The sequence below is a fragment of the Delftia acidovorans SPH-1 genome, assembly GCF_000018665.1.
GTDB classification, from domain to species: Bacteria; Pseudomonadota; Gammaproteobacteria; order Burkholderiales; family Burkholderiaceae_C; genus Comamonas; species Comamonas acidovorans.
Genome location: NC_010002.1, coordinates 2,491,740 through 2,514,719 on the forward strand (window position 1 = coordinate 2,491,740; position 22,980 = coordinate 2,514,719).

Sequence of the window (22,980 nt, forward strand, 5' to 3'; positions counted from 1 at the left end):
GATTCTGCAAATCATTCTCAGTATGATCCTCATGCCCTCCATCCGCCCGATTTCCCTGGCCGTTCTCTGTCTGTGCAGCCAGCAGGCCCTGATTGCCCAGACCCGGGGCGGCGAGCCCGTGCTGGAGGCCGTGACGGTGGAGGCCAGTGCCGACGCATCGGCCCAGGGCCTGTCCAAGCCCTTCGCAGGCGGCCAGGTGGCCACGGGCGCGCGCAACGGCGTGCTGGGCACGCTGGACTGGAAGAACTCCTCGTTCTCTACCACCAGCTATACGCAGCAGCTGATCGAAGACACCCAGTCCAAGAGCGTGGGCGACGTGCTGCTCAACGATCCGGGCGTGCGCCAGGCGCGCGGCTTCGGCAACTTCCAGGAGCTGTATGTGCTGCGCGGCTTCCCGGTGTACTCGGACGACATCGCCTACAACGGCCTGTACGGCCTGCTGCCGCGCCAGTACATCGCCTCGGAGTTCTTCGAGCGCGTGGAGGTGCTGCGCGGCGCCAACGCCTTCCTCAATGGCGCGGCACCGGGCGGCAGCGGCATTGGCGGCACCATCAGCCTGCTGCCCAAGCGCGCCGGCAACGATGCACTGACGCGCGTGGGCGCCGGCATCCAGACGGGCGGCCAGGCCTTTGTCTCCACCGACATCTCGCGCCGCTTCGGCCCTGACCAGAGCACCGGCATCCGCCTGAACGCCGTGCGCCGCGACGGCGGCACGGGCGTGGATGGCGAAGACCGCTCGCTCACCGCCCTGGGCGTGGGCCTGGACTGGCGCAGCCGCAACGTGCGCCTGTCGGGCGACGTGGGCTACCAGCGCAACAGCTACAACGGCGGCCGCCCCAGCGTGACGCCCGGCAACTTCATCCCGGCCGTGCCCGACAACAAGACCAACTACGGCCAGAACTGGTCGTACTCCACCGAGCGCGACCTGTTCGCCACGCTGCGTGCCGAATGGGACATCAACGACACGACCACGGCCTGGGCCGCAGGCGGCCTGCGCCGCGGCAAGGAAGACAACTCCCTGAGCGGCGTGACCGTGAGCAATGCGGCCGGCGACACCACGGGCACGCGCTTCGACAACAAGCGCAAGGACAGCGTGGGCACGGGCGAGGTCGGTATCCGCACGCGCCTGGCCACGGGCAGCGTGGGCCACGAGCTGGTGGCCACGGCCAGCACCTACTCGGCCACCGAGCGCAATGCCTGGGGCATGGGCTTTGGCGTGGTCAACAACATCTACAACCCCTGGAGCAGCGCGCGCCCGGTGATGACGCTGTTCGGCGGCAACCTGGCCGATCCCACGCGTGCGGGCGAAACCCAACTCAACAGCTTCGCCATCGGCGACACGCTGACGATGCTGGACGAGCGCCTGCGCCTGACCGTGGGCGTGCGCCGCCAGAGCATCGAGCAAAGCAGCTACGACTACAACACGGGCGCGCAGACCGACAACTACAAGAAGTCGGCCACCACGCCCATGCTGGGCCTGGTGTTCAAGACCAGCGAGAACACCTCGGTCTACGCCAACTACATCGAAGGCCTGACCAAGGGCGCCGTGGCGCCGCAGACGGCCAACGACCTGCCCGTGTCCAACGGCGGCCAGGTGTTCGCGCCCTACAAGTCGCGCCAGAAGGAAATCGGCTTCAAGTGGCAGGGCCGGCAGCTGGGCGCCACGGTGGCGCTGTACACCACGGACATGCCTTCGGCCTATGTGGCCAACCAGGTCTTCGGCCAGTACGGCAAGCAGCGCAACAGCGGCCTGGAGGCCACGGTCTTCGGCGAACCCGTCAAGGGCCTGCGCGTGCTGGGCGGCGTGACCTTCAGCGAGGCCAAGATCCGCGAGGCCGCCGATGCCACCACCATCGGCAACTACGCCATCGGCGTGCCCAAGCGCCTGCTCAACCTGGGCGTGGACTGGGATGTGCCCGGCGTCTCGGGCCTGGCCCTCAATGCGCGCGTGATGCACACCTCCAGCCAGTACGCCAACGGCGCCAACACGCTGAAAGTGGCCTCCTGGACGCGCACCGACATCGGCGCGCGTTATCTCATGGACATCGGCAACAACCGCCTGCTGACCCTGCGCGCGCGCATCGACAACCTGTTCGACAAGGGCTACTGGTCGTCCGTGGGCGGCTACCCGGGCGCCAACTACCTGGTGCAGTCCATGCCGCGCACCTTCTCGCTGAGCGCATCGGTGGATTTCTGAGCCGGAGCGATCTGAAGCATGCGCGCGTTGTGGACGGTGGTGCACCGCTGGATAGGCCTGGTGCTGGCCGGTTTCCTCACCATGGCCGGCCTCACGGGGGCCGTGCTGTCCTGGGACCATGAAATCGACGAATGGCTCAACGCCGACATGCTGGAGACCCCGGCACGCGGCCCGCTGAAGACCCCGCTGGAGCTGGCCGCCGTCGTGGAGGCCAGCGAGCCGCGCGCCGAGATCAGCTACATGACCCTGGGCCTGGTCGAGGGCGAAGCCGCCATGTTCATGGTGCGCCCCCGGCCCGACCCGGCCACGGGCCAGGCGCCTGCGCTGGGATATGACACGGTCTTCGTCGATCCTGTCAGCGGCCACATCACCGGCCAGCGCAACGGGCGCAGCTTCGCACTCAGCCAGCGCAACCTCATGCCCTGGCTGCGCCACCTGCACGAAAGCCTGCTGGCCCCGCGCTTTTGGGGCACGGACCGCTGGGGCTACTGGTTCATGGGCAGCCTGGCCCTGCTGTGGGTGGCCGACAGCTTTGTCGCGCTGCTGCTGACCTTTCCCGTCAAGCTCAGGAAAAGCGCCCCGCGCCTGACGGCGGCCGTGGGATCGTGGTGGCGCCGCTGGCTGCCCTCATGGCGCGTGCGCTGGGGCGGCGGCGCCTACAAGCTCAACTTCGACCTGCACCGTGCGGGCGGCCTGTGGGTCTGGGCCGTCATCGTCATCGTGGCCTTCACCTCGTTCTCGCTGAACCTGTACCGCGAAGTCTTCTACCCGGTGATGAGCACCGTCTCCACCACCACGCCCGGCCCCTACGAAACCCTCAAGCCCGCGCCCCAGGGCACGCTCCTCGTGCCCAAGGTCTCGTTCGCCCAGGCCATCGCCATCGCCCAGAGTGAGGCCAAGCGCCTGGGCTTCGCCCAGCCCGCAGGCGGCATCTGGTGGGGTGGCGACTTCCCGTTCTACAACATCTCCTTCTTCGACCCGCACGACGAAACCGGCGCCATGGGCATGGGCCTGTCCAACATCTACGTCAGCTCGGACAACGGCGAAGTCCTGGGCACCTACCGCCCCTGGCACGGCACCGCAGCCGACGTCTTCGTCCAGCTGCAGCTGCCCCTGCACAGCGGCCGCATCCTCGGCACCCCCGGCCGCGTGCTCATGTCCTTCGTCGGCGTGCTCGTCGCCGTCCTGTCGATCACCGGCGTCATCATCTGGTGGCGCAAGCGAAGGGCCAGGAAGATGACCCCCTGAGCGGCTGCGCCGCTTCCCCCTTCTCGCTTCGCGGAGGGGGACGCAGCCCTCACTGCGGGGCGGCCCTTGCTCGGCTGCCCGCGCTTGAGCCCTGCGAGTTTGAACGGCTGTCGGTAGTGCACGGCTCCATTGATAGCCAAATCAGAAAACTATCCGCCTAAACAGCAAAGCCACCGAAAACGGTGGCTTCAATGAGGGCTTGCTGCAGAAATAGGGCGCAGCCTTCAAATCTGGCGCGGCCCGACACCAGAGACGCCGAGCAAGAGCCGCCTCGCGGCGAGGGCGTCGTCCCCCTCCCCCGCGAAGCGGGTAGAGAGGGGGAAGCGGCGTCAGCCGCTCAGGGGGAGCTTCAGTCCTTCTTCAAGCACTCGCTCATGAACGCCTTGCGCTCATCACCCTTCTTGCCCGTGGCGTCCACGTTGCAGGTCTTCATGCGTTCCTGCTGGCGCTTCTTGCCGTCGGACAGGCAGGACTTCATGAACTCCTTGCGTTCATCGCCTTTCTTGCCGGTGGCTTCGGTGTTGCAGGTGCCCATCAGCTTTTGCTGGGCCGTGGGAGCCTTGTCCCCTGCGGCCATGCCCATGCTGCAGGCCAGGGAGACAACTGCCAGAACAACGATTTTTTTCATGATGGAATGGTTTTGAAGGCGCGCTGAAGTCCAGCGCACCCACATTGCAGCACAGTGCCGGGCGCGCAGCAACGTTGCGGGCCCGGCGTTGTAAAAGTTTGCGATTGCCGCTGACAGGCGGGCAGGTGGACACCGGCAGGCCTCGGCCAGCGCAGATAATGGCGCACTTTTGCATTGCGACAGGACGCTTGCCGTGGACATTCTTTTGCTGGTCAAGGCCGCCATCATGGGCATCGTGGAGGGACTGACGGAGTTCCTTCCCATCTCTTCCACCGGGCACCTCATCCTTGCAGGCTCGCTGCTGGGCTTCGACGATGCCAAGGCCAAGGTCTTCGACATCGCCATCCAGACCGGCGCCATCTTCGCCGTGGTGCTGGTGTACTGGCAAAAGATCCGCTCCACCGTGGTCGACCTGCCCACCAGCCGCCAGGCGCAAAGGCTCACGCTGAACGTCATCATCGGCTTTCTGCCGGCCGTGGTGCTGGCGCTGATCTTCGGCAAGTTCATCAAGGCGCACCTGTTCACGCCCACCGTGGTGGCCACCACCTTCATCCTGGGCGGCTTCGTCATCCTGTGGGCCGAGCGCCGGCCCGCCTCGGCCACGCGCGTGCAGACCGTGGACGAGATGACGCCGCTCGATGCCCTCAAGGTCGGCCTGGTGCAGTGCCTGGCCATGATTCCCGGCACCAGCCGCAGCGGTGCCACCATCATCGGCGGCATGCTCATGGGCCTGTCGCGCAAGGCGGCCACCGACTTTTCGTTCTTCCTGGCCATTCCCACGCTGATCGGCGCCGGCGTCTACAGCCTCTACAAGGAGCGCGCCCTGCTGTCGGCGGCCGACATCCCCATGTTCGCCGTGGGCCTGGTGTTTTCCTTCATCAGCGCCTGGCTGTGCGTGCGCTGGCTGCTGCGCTACATCTCCACCAACAGCTTCGTGCCGTTTGCCTGGTACCGCATCGCCTTCGGCATCATCGTGCTGGTGACGGCCTTCACGGGCCTGGTCAACTGGAGCGGCGGCTGAGCACGGCCGTGCCATCGATGGGGACAAGCCACCTTCGGGTGGCTTTTTTTTCGGCTTGGGCCTCGGGGCTCACTCGCATGACGGGCGCGTGGTTGCCCCGTGAAAACCCCTGTACTTCTGAAAATGAGGATGTTCTATGGTTATAAAAAATATGTTTTTTTTATAACTTTTTCTGAAGGTTGCCATGGCCATCGAACAAGGGCAGTTGATGTGGCGTCCCAGCCCGCAGCAGGTCGCGCAAAGCGGCCTGGCGCGCTACATGGACTGGCTGGCTGAGGCAAGGGATATGCGCTTCGATGGCTACCAGGCGCTGTGGCAGTGGTCGGTCACGGATCTTGATGGCTTCTGGCGCTCGATCTGGGACTTCTTCCAGGTCATGGCCGACGGTGACCCGGCGCGCGTGCTCGGTGAGCGGGGCATGCCGGGCGCGCAGTGGTTTCCCGACACGCACCTGAACTATGCCGAGCATGTGTTCCGGCGCGCCAGCTACGAGCACCCGGCCATCATCGCGCGCTGCGAAGGCGCCGAGCCGGTGGAGCTGTCATGGCGGCAGCTGGAGCGTGACGTGGCGGCGCTCGCGGCCCGGATGCGCGAGCTCGGCCTGGGCCGCGGCGATCGCGTCGTGGCCTACCTGCCCAATGTGCCCCAGGCGGTCGTGGCCTTCCTGGCCTGTGCCAGCATAGGCGCCATCTGGTCCAGCTGCGCGCCCGAGATGGGCGTTTCCGTGGTGCTGGACCGCTTCCAGCAGATCGGTCCCAAGCTGATTTTCGCTACCGATAGCTATGTCTACGGGGGACGGTGTTTCGATCGGCGCGCCGTACTCGGCGAGGTGCTGCGGGGATTGCCCGAGATAGGCCATGTGATCCACGTGCCCGGCCCCCTGTTCAGGCCCGGGGACCCCGCATGCGAGCTGCCCTGGCGCAATGTCCTGGCCTGGGCCGACGCGCTGGCCCGGCCCGCAGAGCCGGTCTTCGAGCGCTTGCCGTTCTCGCACCCGCTGTGGGTGGTCTATTCCTCGGGCACCACGGGACTGCCCAAGGCCATGGTGCACAGCCATGGCGGCATCGTGCTCACCCACCTCAAGACCCATGGGCTGCAGCACGACGTGCGGCCCGGCGACCGCTTCATGTTCCTGGGCAGCACGGGCTGGATCGTCTGGAATCTCATGGTGGGCAGCCTGCTGGCTGGCGCCACCGTGGTGCTGTCCGATGGCAACCCGACCTCGCCCGACGATGGCGCATTGTGGGACTTCATCGATCGCCAGCAGGTCACGCTGTTCGGTTGCGGCGCGGCCTTTCTGGCCAAGACCATGAAGGATGGCGTGGTGCCCGCCCGGGGCCGCCGTTTCGAGAAACTGCGCGCCATCAATTCCACGGGGTCGGCGCTGCCGCTGGAGGCCTACGGCTGGGTCTACGAGAACGTCAAGCGCGATCTGTGGCTGGCCTCGGTCAGCGGTGGAACGGATATCGCCTCGGGCTTCGTGGCCTGCGCGCCCCTGCTGCCCGTGCGTGCGGGCGAGATCCAGTGCCGTGAGCTGGGTGTCGCCGCGCACGCCTTTGACGAGCAAGGGCGCAGCGTGACTGGCGAGGTGGGCGAACTGGTGATCACCGAACCCATGCCTTCCATGCCCTTGTATTTCTGGAACGACGCCGATGGCCTGCGCTACCGTGAAAGCTACTTCGACGTCTTTCCCGGCTACTGGCGCCATGGCGACTGGATCTCGTTCAGCGAGCATGGGTCGGCCGTGATCTACGGCCGCTCGGACACCACGATCAACCGTTTCGGCATCCGCATGGGAACGGCCGAGATCTACCGTGTCGTCGAGGAAGTTGACGAGGTCTTGGACAGCCTCGTCGTGGACCTGGAGTTCCTGGGGCGCCCCTCTTTCATGCCCTTGTTCGTGGTGCTGGCCCCGGGCCTGGTGCTGACGGATGCGCTGGTGGCCCGGATCAAGGATGCCATCAGGACCCAGGCCTCTGCGCGCCACATGCCCGATGCGGTCATCCAGGTCGCCGAGATTCCGCGCACTCTCACGGGCAAGAAGATGGAATTGCCCGTGCGCAAGCTGCTGCTGGGCGCCGAGGCCGCCAAGGTGGCCAGCCCCGACGCCATGGCCAATCCGCGCAGCATCGATTTCTTCGTGCAATACCGGGCACGGGTCCCGCTGGCCTGAGGTCCGGCGACCCTGGCCGATTTCATCCATGACGCAGGAGGCAAACCCATGACCGTCTCTATCGAAACGTCCGCCAGGCCCCATTCGATGCGCCTGGCCCCACCTTTGACCGAGCCACCCCATCGCCCATGAAGTCAGCACTCCAGCAGAATTTTCTGATGCAGCAGTTGGGCCACTGCACGCGCCTGGCCCATGCCACCGTAAGGCCTCACTACGCGAAGCACATGCTGGCGCTGGATCTCAAGCCGTCGGAGTTTGCCGTGCTGTCGCTGATCTCGGCCAATCCCGGGGCGTCCCAGCGCCAGATCGCCGAGACCGTGATGATTTCCCAGCCCAATATGGCGGCGCTGATGGAAAGACTGCAGGTGCGCGGCTTGCTCAGGCGCGAGGCCGATCCTGCGGACAGGCGCCTGTCGCTGCTGTATCTGACGGCCGAGGGCGAACGCCTGCACGAGGAGGCGGCGGCGCAGGTGGAAATTCTGGAGCAAGAGGCCAGCCGCATGCTGAGCGCTGAGGACAAGCAGCAGCTGCTGCGCCTGCTTCACAAGATGATCGATTGCGCCGGGTAGCCGGCCCGCCATCGCCAAGACCCTCGCCCGCTGCCGTGAACGCCGATGGGCCTGATCCCTGAGGAAGGCGCCAAGGGGTTCAAGCACCACCGCATGGTCCAGGGTTTCCATCCGGATCTCGGACCGAGCCGGACGGCGCTCAGGTTTGCATGTTCAGCAGCGAGGCCTCGATGGCGGCGGCCGTGGCGTGGGGCCGCTCCATGGGGAACAGGTGGCTGCCATCCAGCATCATCACGCGCCCGCGCGTGATGCGGCGCGTCAGGTCCATGCCCACCTGGCGCATCTCCACGGAGGCACGCCCGCCGATGAAGGCCGCCGGGCAGCGCAGCGGATGGTGGTGCAGCAGCGAGGCCAGGTTGTGCGGCAAGGTGTTGTAGATGGCGGTCTCCACCTCGCGCGTGAAGTGCAGCGTGCGCCGGCCGTCCAGGTCGGTCAGGCCGCCCTGCACATAGTCCTGGAGCACCTGCGGGTGCCATTGCGCAAACACCTTCTTGGCGCGGAAGTAGGCCAGCGCCTCCTCGTCGCTGTCCCAGGCATTGCGGCGGCGGGCGCTGATCTTGCCCGGCGAGACCGAGCCCACCAGCTGCGTGCGCTTGGCCACGCCCACGGCGTTGGCGCGCCAGCCGCTGAGCAGGGGCGAGTCGATCAGCAGCACGCCGCGCGCCAGTTCGGGGTAGCGCGCAGCCGTCATCACGCTCAGGAAACCGCCCAGCGAATGCCCGACCAGAAAGACCGGGCCGCCCACGCGCTCGACCTCGGCGCGCGTGAACTCGGCCAGTTGCTCGACCAGGTGCGGCCAGTTGTTGGTGACGGGAAAGCGCGGGTCATGGCCGAAGCGCTCCACGCCCTGCGCCGCGATGCCGCGCTCGGCCAGCAGCGAGAACAGCAGCCGGTATGTGGGCAGCGCAAAGCTGTTGGCATGCGAGAAGACCACGGGCAGCGGTGCCGATTCCGTGCCCGCGTCGCTGTCGGCCCGCAGCGCGGGCCGGGCCGCGTTCACGGCTGGGGCTCCTGGCCGGTTCGGTCCGGAGCATCCGGCATGCCTTGCTGGTGGCCGGAGGGTTGCCCGGCGTCCGGCCGCATGGGCGATGCCGGGCCCGGCTGCAGGGGCGTCATGGGCGAGGTGGCCAGCCCGTCGGCCGTGGAGGTGCCCAGGCCCGCGCCCGTGCCGCTGTGATAGGGCTGGCGCAGCGCCGCAGGCGGCAGGCGGCCCATGCTGCGCGCCGACGAGCGCAGGGCCCCTGCCGGCGCGTTGACCTTGGTCAGCGGCTGGGCCTGGCGGCTGTGCACGCGGATGGGCACCTCTGAGGCGCCGCCATCCCAGGCCGGGTCCTCGATGCTGTCGAAGACATGGCGCAGGCGCTCGCCCCAGCTGTCGTGCAGCATGCGGAAATACGGATTGCTCTCGTCGATGCTGACGATCTTGTCGGAGGCGAAGCGGTCCTTCTCGTACACGATCAGGTCCAGCGGCAGGCCCACCGAAAGGTTGGACTTGAGCGTGCTGTCCATGGACACCAGGGCGCACTTGGCAGCCTCGTCCAGCGGCGTGCGCGGCGTGATCACGCGGTCCAGCACGGGCTTGCCGTACTTGGACTCGCCGATCTGGAAGTAGGGCGTCTCGCTCGTGGCCTCGATGAAGTTGCCTGCCGAGTAGACCTGGAACAGCCGCATGGTCTCGCCCTGGATCTGGCCGCCCAGCACCAGCGAGATATTGAAGTCCACGCCTGAGCGCGACAGCGCCACGCCGTCGCGCTCGTACACATGGCGCACGGCCGCGCCCAGCACGCGGGCCGCGTCGAACATGCTGCGCACGTTCCAGATGGTCAGCATGTCGCCCGTGGCCTCGTCGCGCAGCTGCTGGCTCTCCAGCAGCTCGCGCACCGATTGGGTGATGGACAGGTTGCCGGCCGACAGCAGCACCATGAAGCGGTCGCCGGGGTTCTCGTAGACCATGAGCTTGCGGAAAGAGCTGATCTGGTCCAGGCCGGCATTGGTGCGCGAGTCGGCCAGGAAAACCAGGCCGGCGTTGAGCTTGATGGCAACGCAATAAGTCATGGGAACATCCGAAACTGCGGGATCGACAAGTTTAGTGGGAGGCGATTGACCGCGTTCAGGCGGCGATCTTCTTGAGCTGGTAAAGGGCTTCCAGCGCCTCGCGCGGGCTCAGTGCGTCGGGATTGATGGCGGCCAGCGCCTGGGCCAGCGGGTCGTGGCGGCTTTCGGGCTCGGGCATGTCGGGCGCATCGAACAGGTCCACCTGCAGGCGGCCCTCGTCGGCATGGGCCTCCAGTGCCTCCAGCGCATGGCGCGCGTGGTGCAGCACGCCGGCCGGCATGCCCGCCAGCTTGGCCACCTGGATACCGTAGCTGCGGCTGGCCGGGCCGGGCTGGATCTCGTGCAGGAAGACGATGTCCTGGCCGGACTCCGCCGCGCTCACATGCATGTTCACGGCTGCGCGTGCCTTGGCCGGCAGCTCGGTCAGCTCGAAGTAGTGCGTGGCAAACAGCGTGAAGGCGCGCGTCCTGTCGTGCAGCTGGGTGGCGATGCCGCTGGCCAGCGCCAGGCCGTCGAAGGTGCTGGTGCCCCGGCCGATCTCGTCCATCAGCACCAGGCTGTGGGGCGTGGCCGAATGCAGGATCTGCGCGGCCTCGGTCATCTCCATCATGAAGGTGGACTGGGCATTGGCCAGGTCGTCGGCCGCGCCGATGCGCGTGTGGATGGCATCGATGGGCCCCAGCCGGCAGCTGGACGCCGGCACATGCGAGCCCATGCTGGCCAGCAGCACGATCAGCGCCACTTGGCGCATATAGGTCGACTTGCCGCCCATGTTGGGGCCGGTGATGATCTGCATGCGCGTGTTGGCGTTCATGCGCGTGTGGTTGGCGATGAAGCTGCCGCTGGAGGTCTCGGCCATGCGCGCTTCCACCACCGGGTGGCGGCCGGCCTCGATCTCGATGCAGGGATGGTTCACGAACTCGGGCGCGCACCAGTTCAGCGTCAGCGAGCGCTCGGCCAGCGTGCACAGCACGTCGATGGCGGCAATGGCGCCGGCCACGCGCGTGAGCGCCGGCACATGGGGCTGCAGCTGGTCCAGCAGCTGCTCGTAGAGGAATTTCTCGCGCTGCAGCGCCCGCTCCTGCGCCGACAGGGCCTTGTCCTCGAAGGCCTTGAGCTCGGGCGTGATGTAGCGCTCGGCGTTCTTCAGCGTCTGGCGGCGGCGGTAGCGCTCGGGCACCGCGTCCTTGTAGCTGTTGGTGATCTCTATATAGAAGCCGTGCACCTTGTTGAACTGCACGCGCAGGTTGGGAATGCCGGTCAGCAGCTTTTCCTTGGCCTCCAGCTCCAGCAGGAAGTCGTCGCAGTTGTTCTGGATGGCGCGCAGCTCGTCCAGCTCGGCGTCGTAGCCCGTGGCAAACACGCCGCCGTCGCGCACCAGGGCGGCCGGCTCTTCCATGATGGCGCGCACCAGCAGCTCGGCGCAGCCTTCGGGTGGCTGCAGGTCGGCAAACAGCTGGGTCAGGTGGGCCGAGGGTGTCTGCCCGGCCTGGGCCAGCACGGCCGCCTTGTGCAGCGTGCGGCCCAGTCCCACCAGCTCGCGCGGGCGCACCTGGCGCAGCGCGGTGCGCGCGGTGATGCGCTCCACATCGCTCACGCCCTTGAGCTGCTCGCGCAACTGCTGCCAGGGCGCGGCCATGCCGCCTGCGCTGGCGCCCTGCAGCGCCCGCGTGGCCTCCAGCCGCGCCATGGCCTGCGTGCGGTCGCGGCGCGGCTCCAGCAGCCAGGCCTTGAGCAGGCGGCTGCCCATGCCCGTCATGCAGGTGTCCAGCAGGGAGAACAATGTGGGCGAATCCTCGCCGCGCAGCGTCTTGACCAGCTCCAGGTTGCGGCGCGTGGCCAGCGGCAGCGCAATCAGCTCATCGTCGCGCTGCACCTGCAGAGCGTGGATGTGCGACAGGCTGCGGCCCTGCGTGTGCTCGGCATACGACAGCAGCGCGGCGCTGGCGCCATGGGCCAGCGACAGGTCCTCGGCCTCCCAGGCCTTGAGGCTGGCGGCGCCCAGCAGCTCCAGCAGCTTGCGCTCGCCCAGGCCGCCGTCGAACTGCCAGTCGGGCCGCGGCGATAGCGGGCAGGCGATGGAGCCGCCATGGCGCAGCGCGAACAGGCTCTGCTCGAAACGCTCGGTCACGCCCGCGCTGTAGATCAGCTCGCTGGGCGCAATGCGTGAAATCCAGGCGCCCAGCTCGTCGTGGGAGCATTCGGCCAGATGAATGCGCCCCTGCGTCACCGCCATCCAGGCCAGGCCGCAGCGCTGGCGCCCGGCCGTGTGCAGGGACAGCAAGATCGCCTCGCTCTTGTCCGACAGCAGCTCACTGTCGGTCAGCGTCCCCGGCGTCACCACGCGCACCACCTTGCGCTCCACCGGGCCCTTGGCGGCGCCCACCTCGCCCACCTGCTCGCAGATCGCCACCGACTCGCCCAGCTTGATCAGCCGGCCCAGGTAGTTCTCCAGCGCATGGAAGGGCACGCCCGCCATCGGAATCGGCTGCCCCGCCGTCTGCCCGCGCGTGGTCAGCGTAATGTCCAGCAGCCGCGCCACCTTCTCCGCATCCCCGAAGAACAGCTCGTAGAAATCCCCCATGCGGTAGAAAACCAGCGTGTCGGGGTAGTTGATCTTGATGCCCAGGTACTGCTGCATCATGGGCGTGTGCGCCGACAGATCAGGGGCCGGAGAGGGCTGTGTGCTTTGCGAGAGGTCGCTCATTGGCTTGGGAATCAACAGGTTGCGGCGGCGCGAAGGCGCCGGGCAAGGCCTGCCTGGATGGCGCGGGGCCGCAGGAAGGCGCAAATGTTCTTGTGTCGTGCTGCCCGCCTTGGGCCGTATCCATCGTGTGGGGCGTGGTGGCGGGCAAAGGTCACATTATTGACTACCCGAGGTTGGACGCCGCGCCAAGGGGGCGTAGATCGCGGCACACAAATGCGCTGCGCTCAATCCAAGGGATCATTTCCGCCGTACGTCGTCACAGGGCTCCTTCTGGCAACTGCCTGGCTCCTTGGTACAAGGCGTGCTGCGCATCCGCCAGGGTGATCACTTCATCACCGGTGAGATAGCTCATCAGAACACTGTTGAGTTTCGCGATGCGTGCGCCATAGCAGCGAATCAGCGAGGCGATCTGAATCTGCTCCGGTTCCGTGATCTGATCTCCCAGCGCTGTCACGGCGTGGGCTGCTGCCTCGATGTCGAACGAGCAACGAATGAGCAACTCACTGGCCCGGTGGCCGCTTCCAAGCAACGGCGATGCCGCTGTGACTGGTGATGCTGTATCTGCCTGGCTGCCGAATGTATTGATACCGTTGCCAGCCTCCTTGGCTGCAGCAAAGCTGGCCAGGAAGCGCAGGTCGTCCAAGGAGTTGGGAAGCTCGTTGTAGGCCCCGAACAGCCGGTCTGCAAATTCAAAGGCGTGTTCCAGCAGTCCATGAACAAAGGCTGCTTCACCTGCTGCACTGAGCCGGTTCTGTCGGAATGTGTCGCGAGCGAACTCCAGTTCCGAGCTGATGAGGGCAAGCAGTGAAAGCAGATCCACCCTCACCGGCTCATTTGGACTGGTTGCCGGGCAGCAACCGGGATCAGGAAGCTGGTTGAGCGCTGCAAATGCCCGGCTGAGGTGCGGGCAGGAGTAGCGCTCCTGTGCTCCGTCGTACAGGATGCTTTTCACCGTGTACTTGAGCACTCCTGCTGCGAACAGGACTGCTTGGTGGGCATCGGCGATGCATTGGGCGTGGCGCTGGGGCTCAGGGCGCGCGTGATTTTTCATCGTGGCGCTGAATGTGTGGCCGCACTCGATTCAGCGCCGCTCGGCGGCGGTGTCGGGTTGACCCAGCACGACGCGGCCGTCGTGCTGGGCGCCGTCCCATGCGCGTTCCAGCTCTTCGGTCATCCCCAAGGGAATGCGTTTGGAGTACATCAGGGGCTCGACCGTGGCCGAGCGGTGGCGGGTGTGGTGCGCTGGGGTGGTCATGTAGTATCTGGAGATAGGTTGTTACAAGACGCGGTGGATTTTGCCCAATTTTTTGGGAAAGTCAACAGATTTACCAAAAAAATGGATGAATTTTCCCAAAGGTTGCGTGAGGAGCGCAAACGGCTTGGCCTAAGCCAAGAGGCGTTTGCATCCCTGGGCGGGGTGTCCAAGAACACTCAATCGAACTACGAGACGGGGGCAAATCTGCCTGATGTTGGCTACCTCAACACCATTCGCGGGTTCGGGGTGGACTCCGGCTATGTGCTCACGGGCATACGTACTTTTGACCCCAGCGCGATAGAGCATGCACAGCCCGCTGCCACGCTTGCGGCCCGCCTGGTGCAAGAGCGCAAGCGGCTGGAGCTGACCGTGGGCCAACTGGCCGCCAAGTCGGGAGTGGATCGCCTGGCCCTGCTGAAATTTGAAGAAGGCGAGTTCGCGCCCGATGCCAAGGCACTGCAGCAGCTGCATGCCGTAGGCGTGGATGTTGGCTATGTGCTGCTGTCGCTGCGCGCAGGCGCGGCGGGCGGCGATGTTGGCGTGGCCGGCGCAGTCAGTGCTGACATTGAGGTGCTGATGCAACATTACGGCAAGGCCACCGCAGAAGGCCAAGCTGCCATAAGAACGGTAGCCTCACTGGCAGCACAGGCAGCTCGCGTGTAAGGGACGAACTCAAGCAGTGCGCCCTGGTGGATGACTCCGCCACGCGATCAAATGATCGCTCGGAGGTAAAGAACGGCCCATCATGGCTAAGAACAAGGAGGAGATCGCAGATGTTTAAGCACCAAGTCCGTTCCCTGGGGGTGGGAGTTCAAGTATGAGCAGCTTCCCTGTTCTGAGCGACCATGACTACTTGAATTTTGTAGGTGCCATACGCCATCGTGGAGCCAACGAGTCCACACATGTTGCCGAGGTGCGTTATCCGGTGCAGCGTGCAGGAGTGACCAGTGTGGTCAAGCTCATGCGACCCGACGGTATCGGTTTGTGCAATGAAGCGATTGCTTGGCTTTTTCTACGAGCGATTGGCTTGCCAGTGCCTCAGCATGCTGGAATTCTGATCATGACAGAGAAAAAGGCAAAAGCTGTCTTAGGGCGAAGTGCTGTACCGACTGAGTTGGTGTCAGGCGGCTATGTTCTGGCTTGGGCATCGCAGCAGCTTGCGTTTTCCAGTATTCGTGCGCTCTTTTCGGGATGTGAAGGTGATGCGAAGTGGCTGGACGTGTTGCGGACAGATACTGGCGCCGCAATCGCTGCGTTCGATGAGCTATTTCACAATATTGATCGTAATCTGGGTAATGTGCTTTTCCATGGAAAAGGAAGTTGCATTCCAATTGATCATGAGCAGATTTTTGCAGTTCAAAATTGGATCGCAGGAGAAATCCAACAATTGGCTGGAAACGGGGATTCGCTTCGCGCACTAAATAGGGCGCATACGGGGAAGAAATTGTCTACCTCCGATTGGACACGCGTAAGAGATACTATGGTTGCTTGCTCGCAGCATCATAAGGGGGCGCTGGACGTATGCCGCGTTCAAGTTTTGGAGCTATTGACTACCTTGTTTAAAGGAGCTGGGTCAATTTACGCAAATAGGATTCTGTCATTTGTTGATTTGCGTTGTCAAGATAATTGGATGCAGCAGCGAGTTGGAGCTTTGACATGATTAACCTCAGAGCATTGGCAGAGTCCGTGAGCAGTGAGGCTCCAAATTTTGAAGGTAAATGGCATACCATTGATTTTCAGCCTGAGCTGGATGTGCCTCAAACCTTTGTTATTGGAGTTGCACTGTCTGAAAAGGGTCGACTGGTTGATTTCAGAGTTGCTGAAGATGCTTCACGATTAAAGTGCTTTTACGGTAAGCGATTTAGTAATGAGACTTGGGGTTGGTTGCGCAATGAATTATTGGCGGATTTGAAAGCTAATAAAGGCAATGGCATCGCGAAGTATGAGAGTCCAAGTCCGCAGATAAGCTTTGGCATTGGTCACTATGCAAGCGGAACTGACAGGTTGTCGGTGTTGGCACGTACATTTCAGCGCGTGGTTACGGTTATTCCAAATGAGGTAAAGCCAAGAGTCTACGGAATGGCTCAACAGGACTTGAGAAGTCAGATGGCGGGCTTACTAAAGCAGCGGCTAGGTACGCAGTTTGAGGTGATACATCAAGATGAGGATTGCTATCGTGTGGTAGATGGCTCTACGGTACACACATTTGATGTTAACTATGACAATCTCAAGGTCGCTAGCAGCGTTGTATCTGCCAGTTATGTGAATTTGGCTACGGCTCAATTGAATTTGAGCTCGAGCATGAGCGATTTGCTTATGTTTAACAAGCTCCGGCCAAGAGAGCAATTAGGCCTTGCAATACTTGTTCCTTCCAAAAATACGCTGCCTAGTGCCAGTGTCTATGCTTGGGAAAAATGGTGGGAAAATATGTCTTATAAGCTCAAGGAGTCAGAGCTTATGTTATTGGCTGAAGCAGATCAGCCGGAAATTTTGGCGGAAATTATGCAAGATTGGTACGTGAGTGACATTTGCTAAGAGTGGCTAACACCACCGATCCACGAAGCGTGCACAGATGATCGCCGCTGCCAGTTTCAGCAGCGCTTCGTGGATATCCAGTCGTCTTTCAAAGCAGATTCGCAGCTTGCCAAAGCCTGCAAACCATCCATGGGGTCCGCTCCACCACCCAGCGATGCTTACCCAGTCGCTCGCTACTCTCAACGCCTCGCCTGGCAATGCGGCTGGCGATGCCCCGTTGTCTCAAGTGCGCACGGCAACGCTTGTAGTCATAGTCCTTGTCGGCGTGCAACTTCGATGGTCTTTTGCGGGGGCGCCCTCCCAAGCCTGCAATCGCAGAAATCGCGTCCACGCACCTCTCGAACATCTTGGAGACGTGCCGGTTCGCACCGCTGATCAAGATCACCAGCGGGATGCCTCTGGCATTTACATCGATGTGCCGCTTTGAGCCGAGCTTGCCTCTGTCCGTGGGGTTTGGGCCCGTTTCCTGATCCCCCGGGGGCTTGGCACCGAGGAGCCATCAATGCTGGCTCGGCTCCAATCGATCTGGTCATGTTCACGCAAGCGAGTCAGCATTGCCTGGTGCAACTGCTCCCAGACACCAGCGGCATTCCAGTCGCGCAGGCGCCGCCAGCAAGTTATGCCGCTGCGGTACCCAAGGGATTGGGGAAGGTCTTCCCATGGAATGCTTGTTTGCAGCACGAACAGGATGCCGTTGATGGCGGCTTCATCGCTGGCTGCGAGCTTGCGCGCACCGCCTTTGGTAGAAGGCACGAAGGCTGGGATCAGGGGTCGTAGCTGTCGCCACAGCTCTTTGCTTACGGGTCGTCGTGCCATGAGGACAGCGAGCATAACTACTCTGCGAGGGCCTGTGACGAAGTGGTGTTAGCCACTCTTGCGAGATATCGCTCATTGGCCTGGAAATCAACGGGTTGCACAGCTGCACGAAGGCGCTAGGCAAGACTTGCCTGGACGGCACGGAGCAACCACGAAAGCACAGGCGCGCGCGGCCACGCTCCTACCCCGGTCCCGCCACCACCCACTCCTGCGGAAACTCCATCCCATCATCCTTGGCAATCTTCCTGAGGATATGCAGGCAGGCGCTTTGCAGGTCCTGCACCACGGCCTGCCGGGCGGCGGGGCCGTCCCTTTGCTCCAGCGCATGGATCAGCCGGATGTGCGGATGTTCGGCCGCGCGGGCGTAGGTGCCCCGGTACAGGTAGCGCACGGAGGGGCCGCACTTGAGCCACAGCAGGCCGATGAGGCTGGCCAGCACGGGCTGCTGCGCGGCTTCGATGATGGAGAAGTGGAAGCGCTCGTTGGCGATCAGCGTGGCGTCGTCGTCCACGGCAATGGATTTTTCCAGGTCCTGGTGCAGCCGGGTGAGGGTGTCGATGAAGTCCTGGCCCGGATGGCGGCTGGCGGCGGCTGCGGCGGCGCGGCCTTCCAGTTCGATGCGCAGGGCGATGATTTCCACGTACTGCTCAACGCTGAGCACGGGCACGGTGGCCACGCCGCGGTCGTCCAGGTCCAGGGCGCCTTCGGAGGCCAGGCGCTGTATGGCATCACGCACGGGCGTGGGGCTGATGCCGAACTCTTCGGCCAGGCTGCGGTAGACGAGGCGCTGCGCGGGTTGCAGCTGGCCTCTCACGATGGCGTCGCGGATCTGCAGATAGGTTTTTTCGGCAAGGGTCTGATTGGTTCGGATCTGTGAAAAAACGCTGGACATCGGGCCTCCGCAACTGCTTGGGCGCAATGGTACCTCCCGGGGGATGGTGGGATGGCCGTCACATCCGAGCGTGACTGGTCCACGGGCTAACCCCATGTTTGGTGTTTGATGCATCAAGTACCATGCATCAAAACCCAGGGAGGACACATGCCCGTATCACCATCGAACCGCCGCCAATGGCTTGCCATGGGCACGGCCCTTATCAGCCTTTCTTGCGCGGCGTCCGCTGCATCCACCACCTATCCATCCAAGCCGCTGCGAATTCTGGTGCCCTATGCCGCAGGCGGGGCCTCGGACAACATCGCGCGCCAGATTGCGGCGGCCATCACGGGGCAGACCGGACAGGCCGTGGTGGTGGACAACCGCCCTGGCGGCTCGGGCGTGATCGCCGTGCAGGCCCTGCAGGCCGCACCCGCCGACGGCCATACCTTTGCGGTCTTCGATCCCTCGGTGGCGTCGATGAACCCGTTCCTCTTCAAGAAGCTGGCCTATGACCCGGAGCGTGCGCTGGCGCCGGTATCGGTGCTGGCGCGCAATCCGATCGCGTTGGTGGCCTTGCCTTCGTTTCCCGCAGGCAGTGTCCGGGAGCTGGTGGCCCATGCCAGGTCGCATGGCGACCTGAGCTATGCCTCCACCGGCAATGGCAACGGCACCAACCTCGCCATGGAGATGTTCCTGGCCGGCAGCGCCATCCAGATGGTGCACGTGCCCTACAAGGGCAGTGCCCCGGCCATGCAGGCCCTGTTGGCGGGGCAGGTGCCGGTCTTCATGTCCGACCTGCCCACCGTCGTGCCCTATGCCCGGTCGGGCAAGGTCCGGGTCATCGCCGTCACGGGAGACCGGCGCTCGCCGCATCTGCCCGATGTGCCGACCTTTGCGGAGGCGGGCGCGCGCGGCGTGGAGATCGCCAACCATTTCAGCGCCTTCGTCGCTGGCGGCACGCCGCCCGCTGTGGTGGAGCAGCTCAACGCCGTGCTGCACAAGGCCCTGGCTGATCCCCGGTTGCAGAAGAATTTCTCGGAAATGGCGCTGGAGGTTTCGCCGTCCACCCCGCAGCAATTGCAGGCCATGGTCAGGGACGACTCCGAGAAATACGGTGCCGTGATCAGGCGCCTGAACCTGAGCATCGATTGATGGAGTGAGGCGCACATGACATACACGCTGCAAAAAACAGAACCCTCGCTCCGGGCACTGGCCGACGGCCTGGAGTTTCCCGAAGGCCCGGTGGCCCTGCCCGATGGATCGGTCGTGCTGGTGGAGATCGCCAATGGCTGGCTGACCCGGGTGACGGCCGATGGCACAAGGCGGCAGCTCGTCCACCTGGGCGCAGGCCCGAACGGTGCCGCCATAGGCCCCGGCGGCAAGCTGTTCATCTGCAACAACGGTGGCTTCCAGTGGCACCGCAGTGCGGAGCATGGACTGCGGCCCATAGGCCAGGCCAACGACTATTCAGGCGGGCGCATAGAGGCCGTGGACCTCGCCTCGGGCCAGGTCGAATGCCTGTACACGCAAAGCGGCAGCGGACCATTGAAGGGGCCCAACGACCTGGTCTTCGACCGGCATGGCGGGTTCTGGTTCACCGACCACGGCAAGGTGCGCCCGCGCGAGGTGGACCGGGGCGGCGTCTGCTACGCGCTGGCCGATGGCAGCGCCATCCGCGAGGCCGTCTTCCCGCTGTGGTCGCCCAACGGAATCGGTCTTTCTCCCGATGAGAAGACGCTCTATGTGGCGGAGACCTTCACGGGGCGGCTGTGGGCCTTCGACATCGGCGAGCTCGGGCACATCCTGGCCCGGCCCTGGCCCGATTCGCCCAATGGCGGACGGCTGGTCTGCCGCCTGCCGGGCATGCAGAACATCGACTCCCTGGCCGTGGATGCCGAAGGGAACATCTGCCTTGCCACGCTGGGCGAGGGCGGCATCACCGTGGTCTCGCCAGCCGGGCAGGTGCTGCACCGGGTCGAGTTGCCCGACCCCATGACCACCAACATCTGCTTTGGTGGCAAGGACCTGAAGACGGCTTTTGTCACCCTGTCTTCCACGGGGCGGCTGGTGGCGCTGGACTGGCCGTGTCCTGGATTGCCTTTGAATTTCCTGAATAGATAAGTTCCCCCTGGCTTCCCTTTCCGTATCGCTGGCGATTGTCATGGCGAGGGAGCCGCTACGCCTTTTTTTGTTGAACGGAAACCGCAACCCATGTCGAAACCCCTGAGCAACCCTGGATTGAACAAGCAGGACACCGTAGGCCACCTGGTGGCCCGGGTCCTGAAGCGGCACGGCATCACGCAGTTCTTCGGGCAGAGCCTGCCCAGCATGTTCGTGCTGGCCGCCGAGGAATTGGGCCTGCGCCAGATCGCCTACCGCACCGAGAACGCGGGCGGCTACATGGCCGATGCCCATGCCCGCATGAGCGGCAGGCCGGCCGTGATCACCGCGCAGAACGGGCCGGCCGCAGCGTTGCTGGTGGCGCCGCTGGCCGAGGCGCTGAAGGTCTCCATCCCCATCATCGCGCTCGTGCAGGACGTGGCGCGCGACCAGACCGACAGGAACGCCTTCCAGGATCTGGACCACATGGGCCTGTTCAAGCCCGTGACCAAGTGGGTGCGGCGCGTGGACCAGGCATCGCGCGTGGAGGACTATGTGGAGCAGGCCATCATCGCCGCCTGCAGCGGCCGGCCTGGCCCCGTGGCGCTGATGCTGCCGGCCGACCTGCTCACCGAGCCTGCCCAGCCGTCCGGCGTGCCCCGGCCCGCTGCACTGGCCCGCTTTCCGCTGGACCGCGCCGTGCCCGAACGGCAATTGCTGGAACAGGCAGTAGGCGCGCTGCTCCAGGCCCGTGCGCCGGTCATCGTTGCCGGTGGCGGCGTGCACATCTCGGGTGCCAGCGAGGCACTGAGCGCCTTTGCCGATGCGCTGAGCCTGCCCGTGGCCACCACCAACATGGGCAAGGGTGCCGTGGCCGAGACGCATGAGCTGTCGCTGGGCGTGGTCGCCAACTGCCTGGGCCCCAACGGCTCGGGCCGCTACCTGAAGGATTTCGTGGCCGGGGCCGACGTGGTGTTCCTGATCGGCAACCGCACCAACCAGAACGGCACGGACAGCTGGACGCTGTACCCGCGCGATGCGCAATTCATCCACCTCGATATCGACGGCCAGGAGATAGGGCGCAACTACGACGCCATGCGCCTGGTGGGCGATGCACGGCTGGCGCTGCAGGCCATGCTGGACATCGCCGGGCCGCTGGATCTGTCGGCCCGTACCGGCCAGCGCGCTGCCTTGGCCGCATGCATTGCCGAGGGCAGGGAAAGGCACCGGCAGGAATCAGCCGAAGTGCGCCTGTCCAACGCCGCACCCATCCGGCCCGAACGCATCATGCATGAGCTCGACGCCCTGCTGACCGCCGAGGACACCGTGGTGGCCGATGCCAGCTACTCCACGCTGTGGGTCACCAACTACCTGACCGCGCGCCGGGCCGGCCAGCGCTTCCTCACGCCGCGCGGCCTGGCGGGCCTGGGCTGGGGCATGCCCATGGCCATGGGCGCGCGCCTGGCGCAGGACGGCGGCCAGGTGTTCTGCCTGGTGGGCGACGGCGGCTTCGGCCATGTGTGGTCGGAGATGGAGACCTGCAGGCGCATGGGCATCAAGGTCATCACCGTCCTCATCAACAACGGCATCCTGGGCTACCAGAAGCATGCCGAGCACGTGAAGTTCGGCGAGCACACCTCGGCCGTGAACTTCAGCGGCGTGGACCACGCGGCCATCGCACGGGCCTGCGGCATCCACGGCGTGCGCGTGGAATCGGCCGATGCCATCGCCCCCGCGCTGCGCGCCGCCATGGCCGCCGAAGAGGCCACGCTGATCGAGGTCATGTGCACCGAAGACGCCTTTCCCCCCATCACCTTCTACACGCCGGAGAGCCACTGATGAGCGCGCCTGAGAACTTCCCCATCCGCACGGCCCTGGTGACCGGCGCCGCACGCGGCATTGGCCTGGCCACCGCCATCGAACTGCTGCGCGACGGCCGCCGCGTGGTGCTGGCTGACCTGGCCGCGCCCGACCTGGATCTGGTTCCGCAGGAACTGCGTGCCCGGGCCAGCGCCGTGGTGCTCGATGTCTGCGACGAGGCAGCCCGCCAGCGCGTGGTCGCGGACATGGTGCAGCGCCACGGCGGCGTGGACATCCTGGTCAACAACGCCGGCATCAGCCTCAAGAACGCCAGCGGCCAGTCCAACGGCATCCTCGAAGTGGGGCTGGGCGAGGTGCAGCAGATCCTGGACGTCAACCTGCTGTCCATGCTGCGCCTGTGCCAGCTGGCGCTGCCGGGCATGAAGCAGCGGGGCTGGGGGCGCATCGTCAACGTGTCCTCGCTGGCCGGGCGCGGCAAGTCCATCGTGGCCGGCCCCGCCTACATGCTGAGCAAGTCCGCCGTGCTGGGCCTGAGCCGCTCCATCGCCTCGGAGATGGGCCAGTACGGCATCACCACCAACTGCGTGGCGCCGGGCCGCATCCTGACGCCGATGGCGCAGCAGGCCGGCGACGAGGTCAACCGCCGCTATGCCGAGCAGATCCCCGTGCGGCGCCTGGGCGAGGCGGCCGAGGTCGGTGCCGCCATCCGCTACCTGTGCAGCGAGTCCGCAGGCTTCACCAATGGCGCCGTGATCGACGTCAACGGCGGCTTCTTCATGAATTGAAGATGGACGGCACCCCCTGAGCGGCTGCGCCGCTTCCCCCTCTTGCTTCGCAGGGGCGGCACCCTCGGTACGGGGCGGCCCTTCCTCGGTGCCCCCACTTCCAGGGCGTGCCTGTTTCCCGGTCAGTGGGTAGTGCGCAGCACCGTGAAAGCACGACTTCCAAAGACGACAGAACCCAAGATCGCAACGAGAGACA

At 64.8% G+C, this 22,980-nt stretch carries 18 protein-coding genes and 1 pseudogene; 12 read left to right on the forward strand and 7 right to left on the reverse strand.

Annotated features, from left to right (window positions below):
* The first annotated feature begins 31 nt into the window (after window positions 1-31).
* Both DACI_RS11340 and DACI_RS11345 read left to right on the forward strand, forming a co-directional pair.
* Window positions 32-2,197, forward strand: coding sequence for a TonB-dependent receptor (locus DACI_RS11340; protein WP_043783325.1), 2,166 nt, complete (start codon window positions 32-34; stop codon window positions 2,195-2,197).
* An 18-nt stretch (window positions 2,198-2,215) separates the two neighbouring features.
* Complete coding sequence (locus tag DACI_RS11345) at window positions 2,216-3,445, forward strand: PepSY-associated TM helix domain-containing protein (protein WP_012204190.1); 1,230 nt, start codon at window positions 2,216-2,218, stop codon at window positions 3,443-3,445.
* A gap of 349 nt (window positions 3,446-3,794) precedes the next feature.
* Here DACI_RS11345 and DACI_RS11350 read toward each other — a convergent pair whose 3' ends face one another.
* Complete coding sequence (locus tag DACI_RS11350) at window positions 3,795-4,073, reverse strand: PsiF family protein (RefSeq protein ID WP_043781210.1); 279 nt, start codon at window positions 4,071-4,073, stop codon at window positions 3,795-3,797.
* A 193-nt stretch (window positions 4,074-4,266) separates the two neighbouring features.
* On the opposite strand from DACI_RS11350, the gene DACI_RS11355 reads away from it, so the two are divergent.
* The 3 genes from DACI_RS11355 to DACI_RS11365 all read left to right on the forward strand — a co-directional run bounded on the left by DACI_RS11355 (window position 4,267) and on the right by DACI_RS11365 (window position 7,836).
* Window positions 4,267-5,094: an undecaprenyl-diphosphate phosphatase gene (locus tag DACI_RS11355; protein ID WP_012204192.1), complete on the forward strand. Its 828-nt coding sequence runs from the start codon at window positions 4,267-4,269 to the stop codon at window positions 5,092-5,094.
* Between the two features lie 184 nt (window positions 5,095-5,278).
* Window positions 5,279-7,267, forward strand: coding sequence for an acetoacetate--CoA ligase (locus DACI_RS11360; RefSeq protein WP_043781214.1), 1,989 nt, complete (start codon window positions 5,279-5,281; stop codon window positions 7,265-7,267).
* Between the two features lie 128 nt (window positions 7,268-7,395).
* Window positions 7,396-7,836 carry a MarR family winged helix-turn-helix transcriptional regulator gene (locus DACI_RS11365; RefSeq protein WP_012204194.1) on the forward strand — a complete coding sequence of 147 codons (441 nt, stop codon included), beginning with the start codon at window positions 7,396-7,398 and terminating at the stop codon, window positions 7,834-7,836.
* A 139-nt stretch (window positions 7,837-7,975) separates the two neighbouring features.
* Here DACI_RS11365 and DACI_RS11370 read toward each other — a convergent pair whose 3' ends face one another.
* The 4 genes from DACI_RS11370 to DACI_RS11385 form a co-directional block, all read right to left on the reverse strand.
* Complete coding sequence (locus tag DACI_RS11370; protein WP_012204195.1) at window positions 7,976-8,836, reverse strand: alpha/beta fold hydrolase; 861 nt, start codon at window positions 8,834-8,836, stop codon at window positions 7,976-7,978.
* Window positions 8,833-9,891 (reverse strand): proteasome-type protease, encoded by a 1,059-nt coding sequence (locus DACI_RS11375; RefSeq protein ID WP_012204196.1) that lies wholly within the window; start codon window positions 9,889-9,891, stop codon window positions 8,833-8,835. The genes DACI_RS11370 and DACI_RS11375 overlap by 4 nt, the downstream gene beginning before the upstream one ends.
* A 55-nt stretch (window positions 9,892-9,946) precedes the next feature.
* Window positions 9,947-12,535 carry a DNA mismatch repair protein MutS gene (mutS, locus tag DACI_RS11380; protein WP_043783327.1) on the reverse strand — a complete coding sequence of 863 codons (2,589 nt, stop codon included), beginning with the start codon at window positions 12,533-12,535 and terminating at the stop codon, window positions 9,947-9,949.
* 319 nt (window positions 12,536-12,854) lie between these two features.
* Window positions 12,855-13,565, reverse strand: a complete 711-nt coding sequence (locus DACI_RS11385) for a hypothetical protein (protein WP_225971075.1) — start codon at window positions 13,563-13,565, stop codon at window positions 12,855-12,857.
* Between the two features lie 24 nt (window positions 13,566-13,589).
* On the opposite strand from DACI_RS11385, the gene DACI_RS32505 reads away from it, so the two are divergent.
* The 3 genes from DACI_RS32505 (at window position 13,590) to DACI_RS31955 (ending at window position 16,388) form a co-directional block, all read left to right on the forward strand.
* Window positions 13,590-14,516, forward strand: a complete 927-nt coding sequence (locus DACI_RS32505) for a helix-turn-helix domain-containing protein (RefSeq protein WP_225971076.1) — start codon at window positions 13,590-13,592, stop codon at window positions 14,514-14,516.
* A gap of 154 nt (window positions 14,517-14,670) precedes the next feature.
* Entirely contained in the window at window positions 14,671-15,513 is an 843-nt protein-coding gene (locus tag DACI_RS31950) for a hypothetical protein (protein ID WP_012204200.1), read from the forward strand.
* A complete protein-coding gene (locus tag DACI_RS31955) occupies window positions 15,510-16,388 on the forward strand; it encodes a hypothetical protein (RefSeq protein WP_012204201.1) in 879 nt (292 codons plus the stop codon). The genes DACI_RS31950 and DACI_RS31955 overlap by 4 nt, the downstream gene beginning before the upstream one ends.
* 6 nt (window positions 16,389-16,394) lie before the next feature.
* Here the strand turns inward: DACI_RS31955 and DACI_RS31155 are convergent.
* Together DACI_RS31155 and DACI_RS11400 are read right to left on the reverse strand one after the other, a co-directional pair.
* Window positions 16,395-17,204, reverse strand: a pseudogene (locus DACI_RS31155) (IS5 family transposase).
* Between the two features lie 181 nt (window positions 17,205-17,385).
* Window positions 17,386-18,096: a GntR family transcriptional regulator gene (locus tag DACI_RS11400; protein WP_012204203.1), complete on the reverse strand. Its 711-nt coding sequence runs from the start codon at window positions 18,094-18,096 to the stop codon at window positions 17,386-17,388.
* Window positions 18,097-18,243: 147 nt separating this feature from the next.
* Between DACI_RS11400 and DACI_RS11405 the strand changes: the two genes are divergently transcribed.
* The 4 genes from DACI_RS11405 to DACI_RS11420 all read left to right on the forward strand — a co-directional run bounded on the left by DACI_RS11405 (window position 18,244) and on the right by DACI_RS11420 (window position 22,784).
* Window positions 18,244-19,230: a Bug family tripartite tricarboxylate transporter substrate binding protein gene (locus tag DACI_RS11405; RefSeq protein WP_012204204.1), complete on the forward strand. Its 987-nt coding sequence runs from the start codon at window positions 18,244-18,246 to the stop codon at window positions 19,228-19,230.
* Between the two features lie 15 nt (window positions 19,231-19,245).
* Window positions 19,246-20,199: an SMP-30/gluconolactonase/LRE family protein gene (locus tag DACI_RS11410; RefSeq protein ID WP_012204205.1), complete on the forward strand. Its 954-nt coding sequence runs from the start codon at window positions 19,246-19,248 to the stop codon at window positions 20,197-20,199.
* A 90-nt stretch (window positions 20,200-20,289) separates the two neighbouring features.
* Window positions 20,290-22,017 (forward strand): acetolactate synthase catalytic subunit, encoded by a 1,728-nt coding sequence (locus DACI_RS11415; RefSeq protein WP_012204206.1) that lies wholly within the window; start codon window positions 20,290-20,292, stop codon window positions 22,015-22,017.
* Window positions 22,017-22,784 carry an SDR family oxidoreductase gene (locus DACI_RS11420; RefSeq protein WP_012204207.1) on the forward strand — a complete coding sequence of 256 codons (768 nt, stop codon included), beginning with the start codon at window positions 22,017-22,019 and terminating at the stop codon, window positions 22,782-22,784. The genes DACI_RS11415 and DACI_RS11420 overlap by 1 nt, the downstream gene beginning before the upstream one ends.
* The last annotated feature ends 196 nt before the right edge of the window (window positions 22,785-22,980 follow it).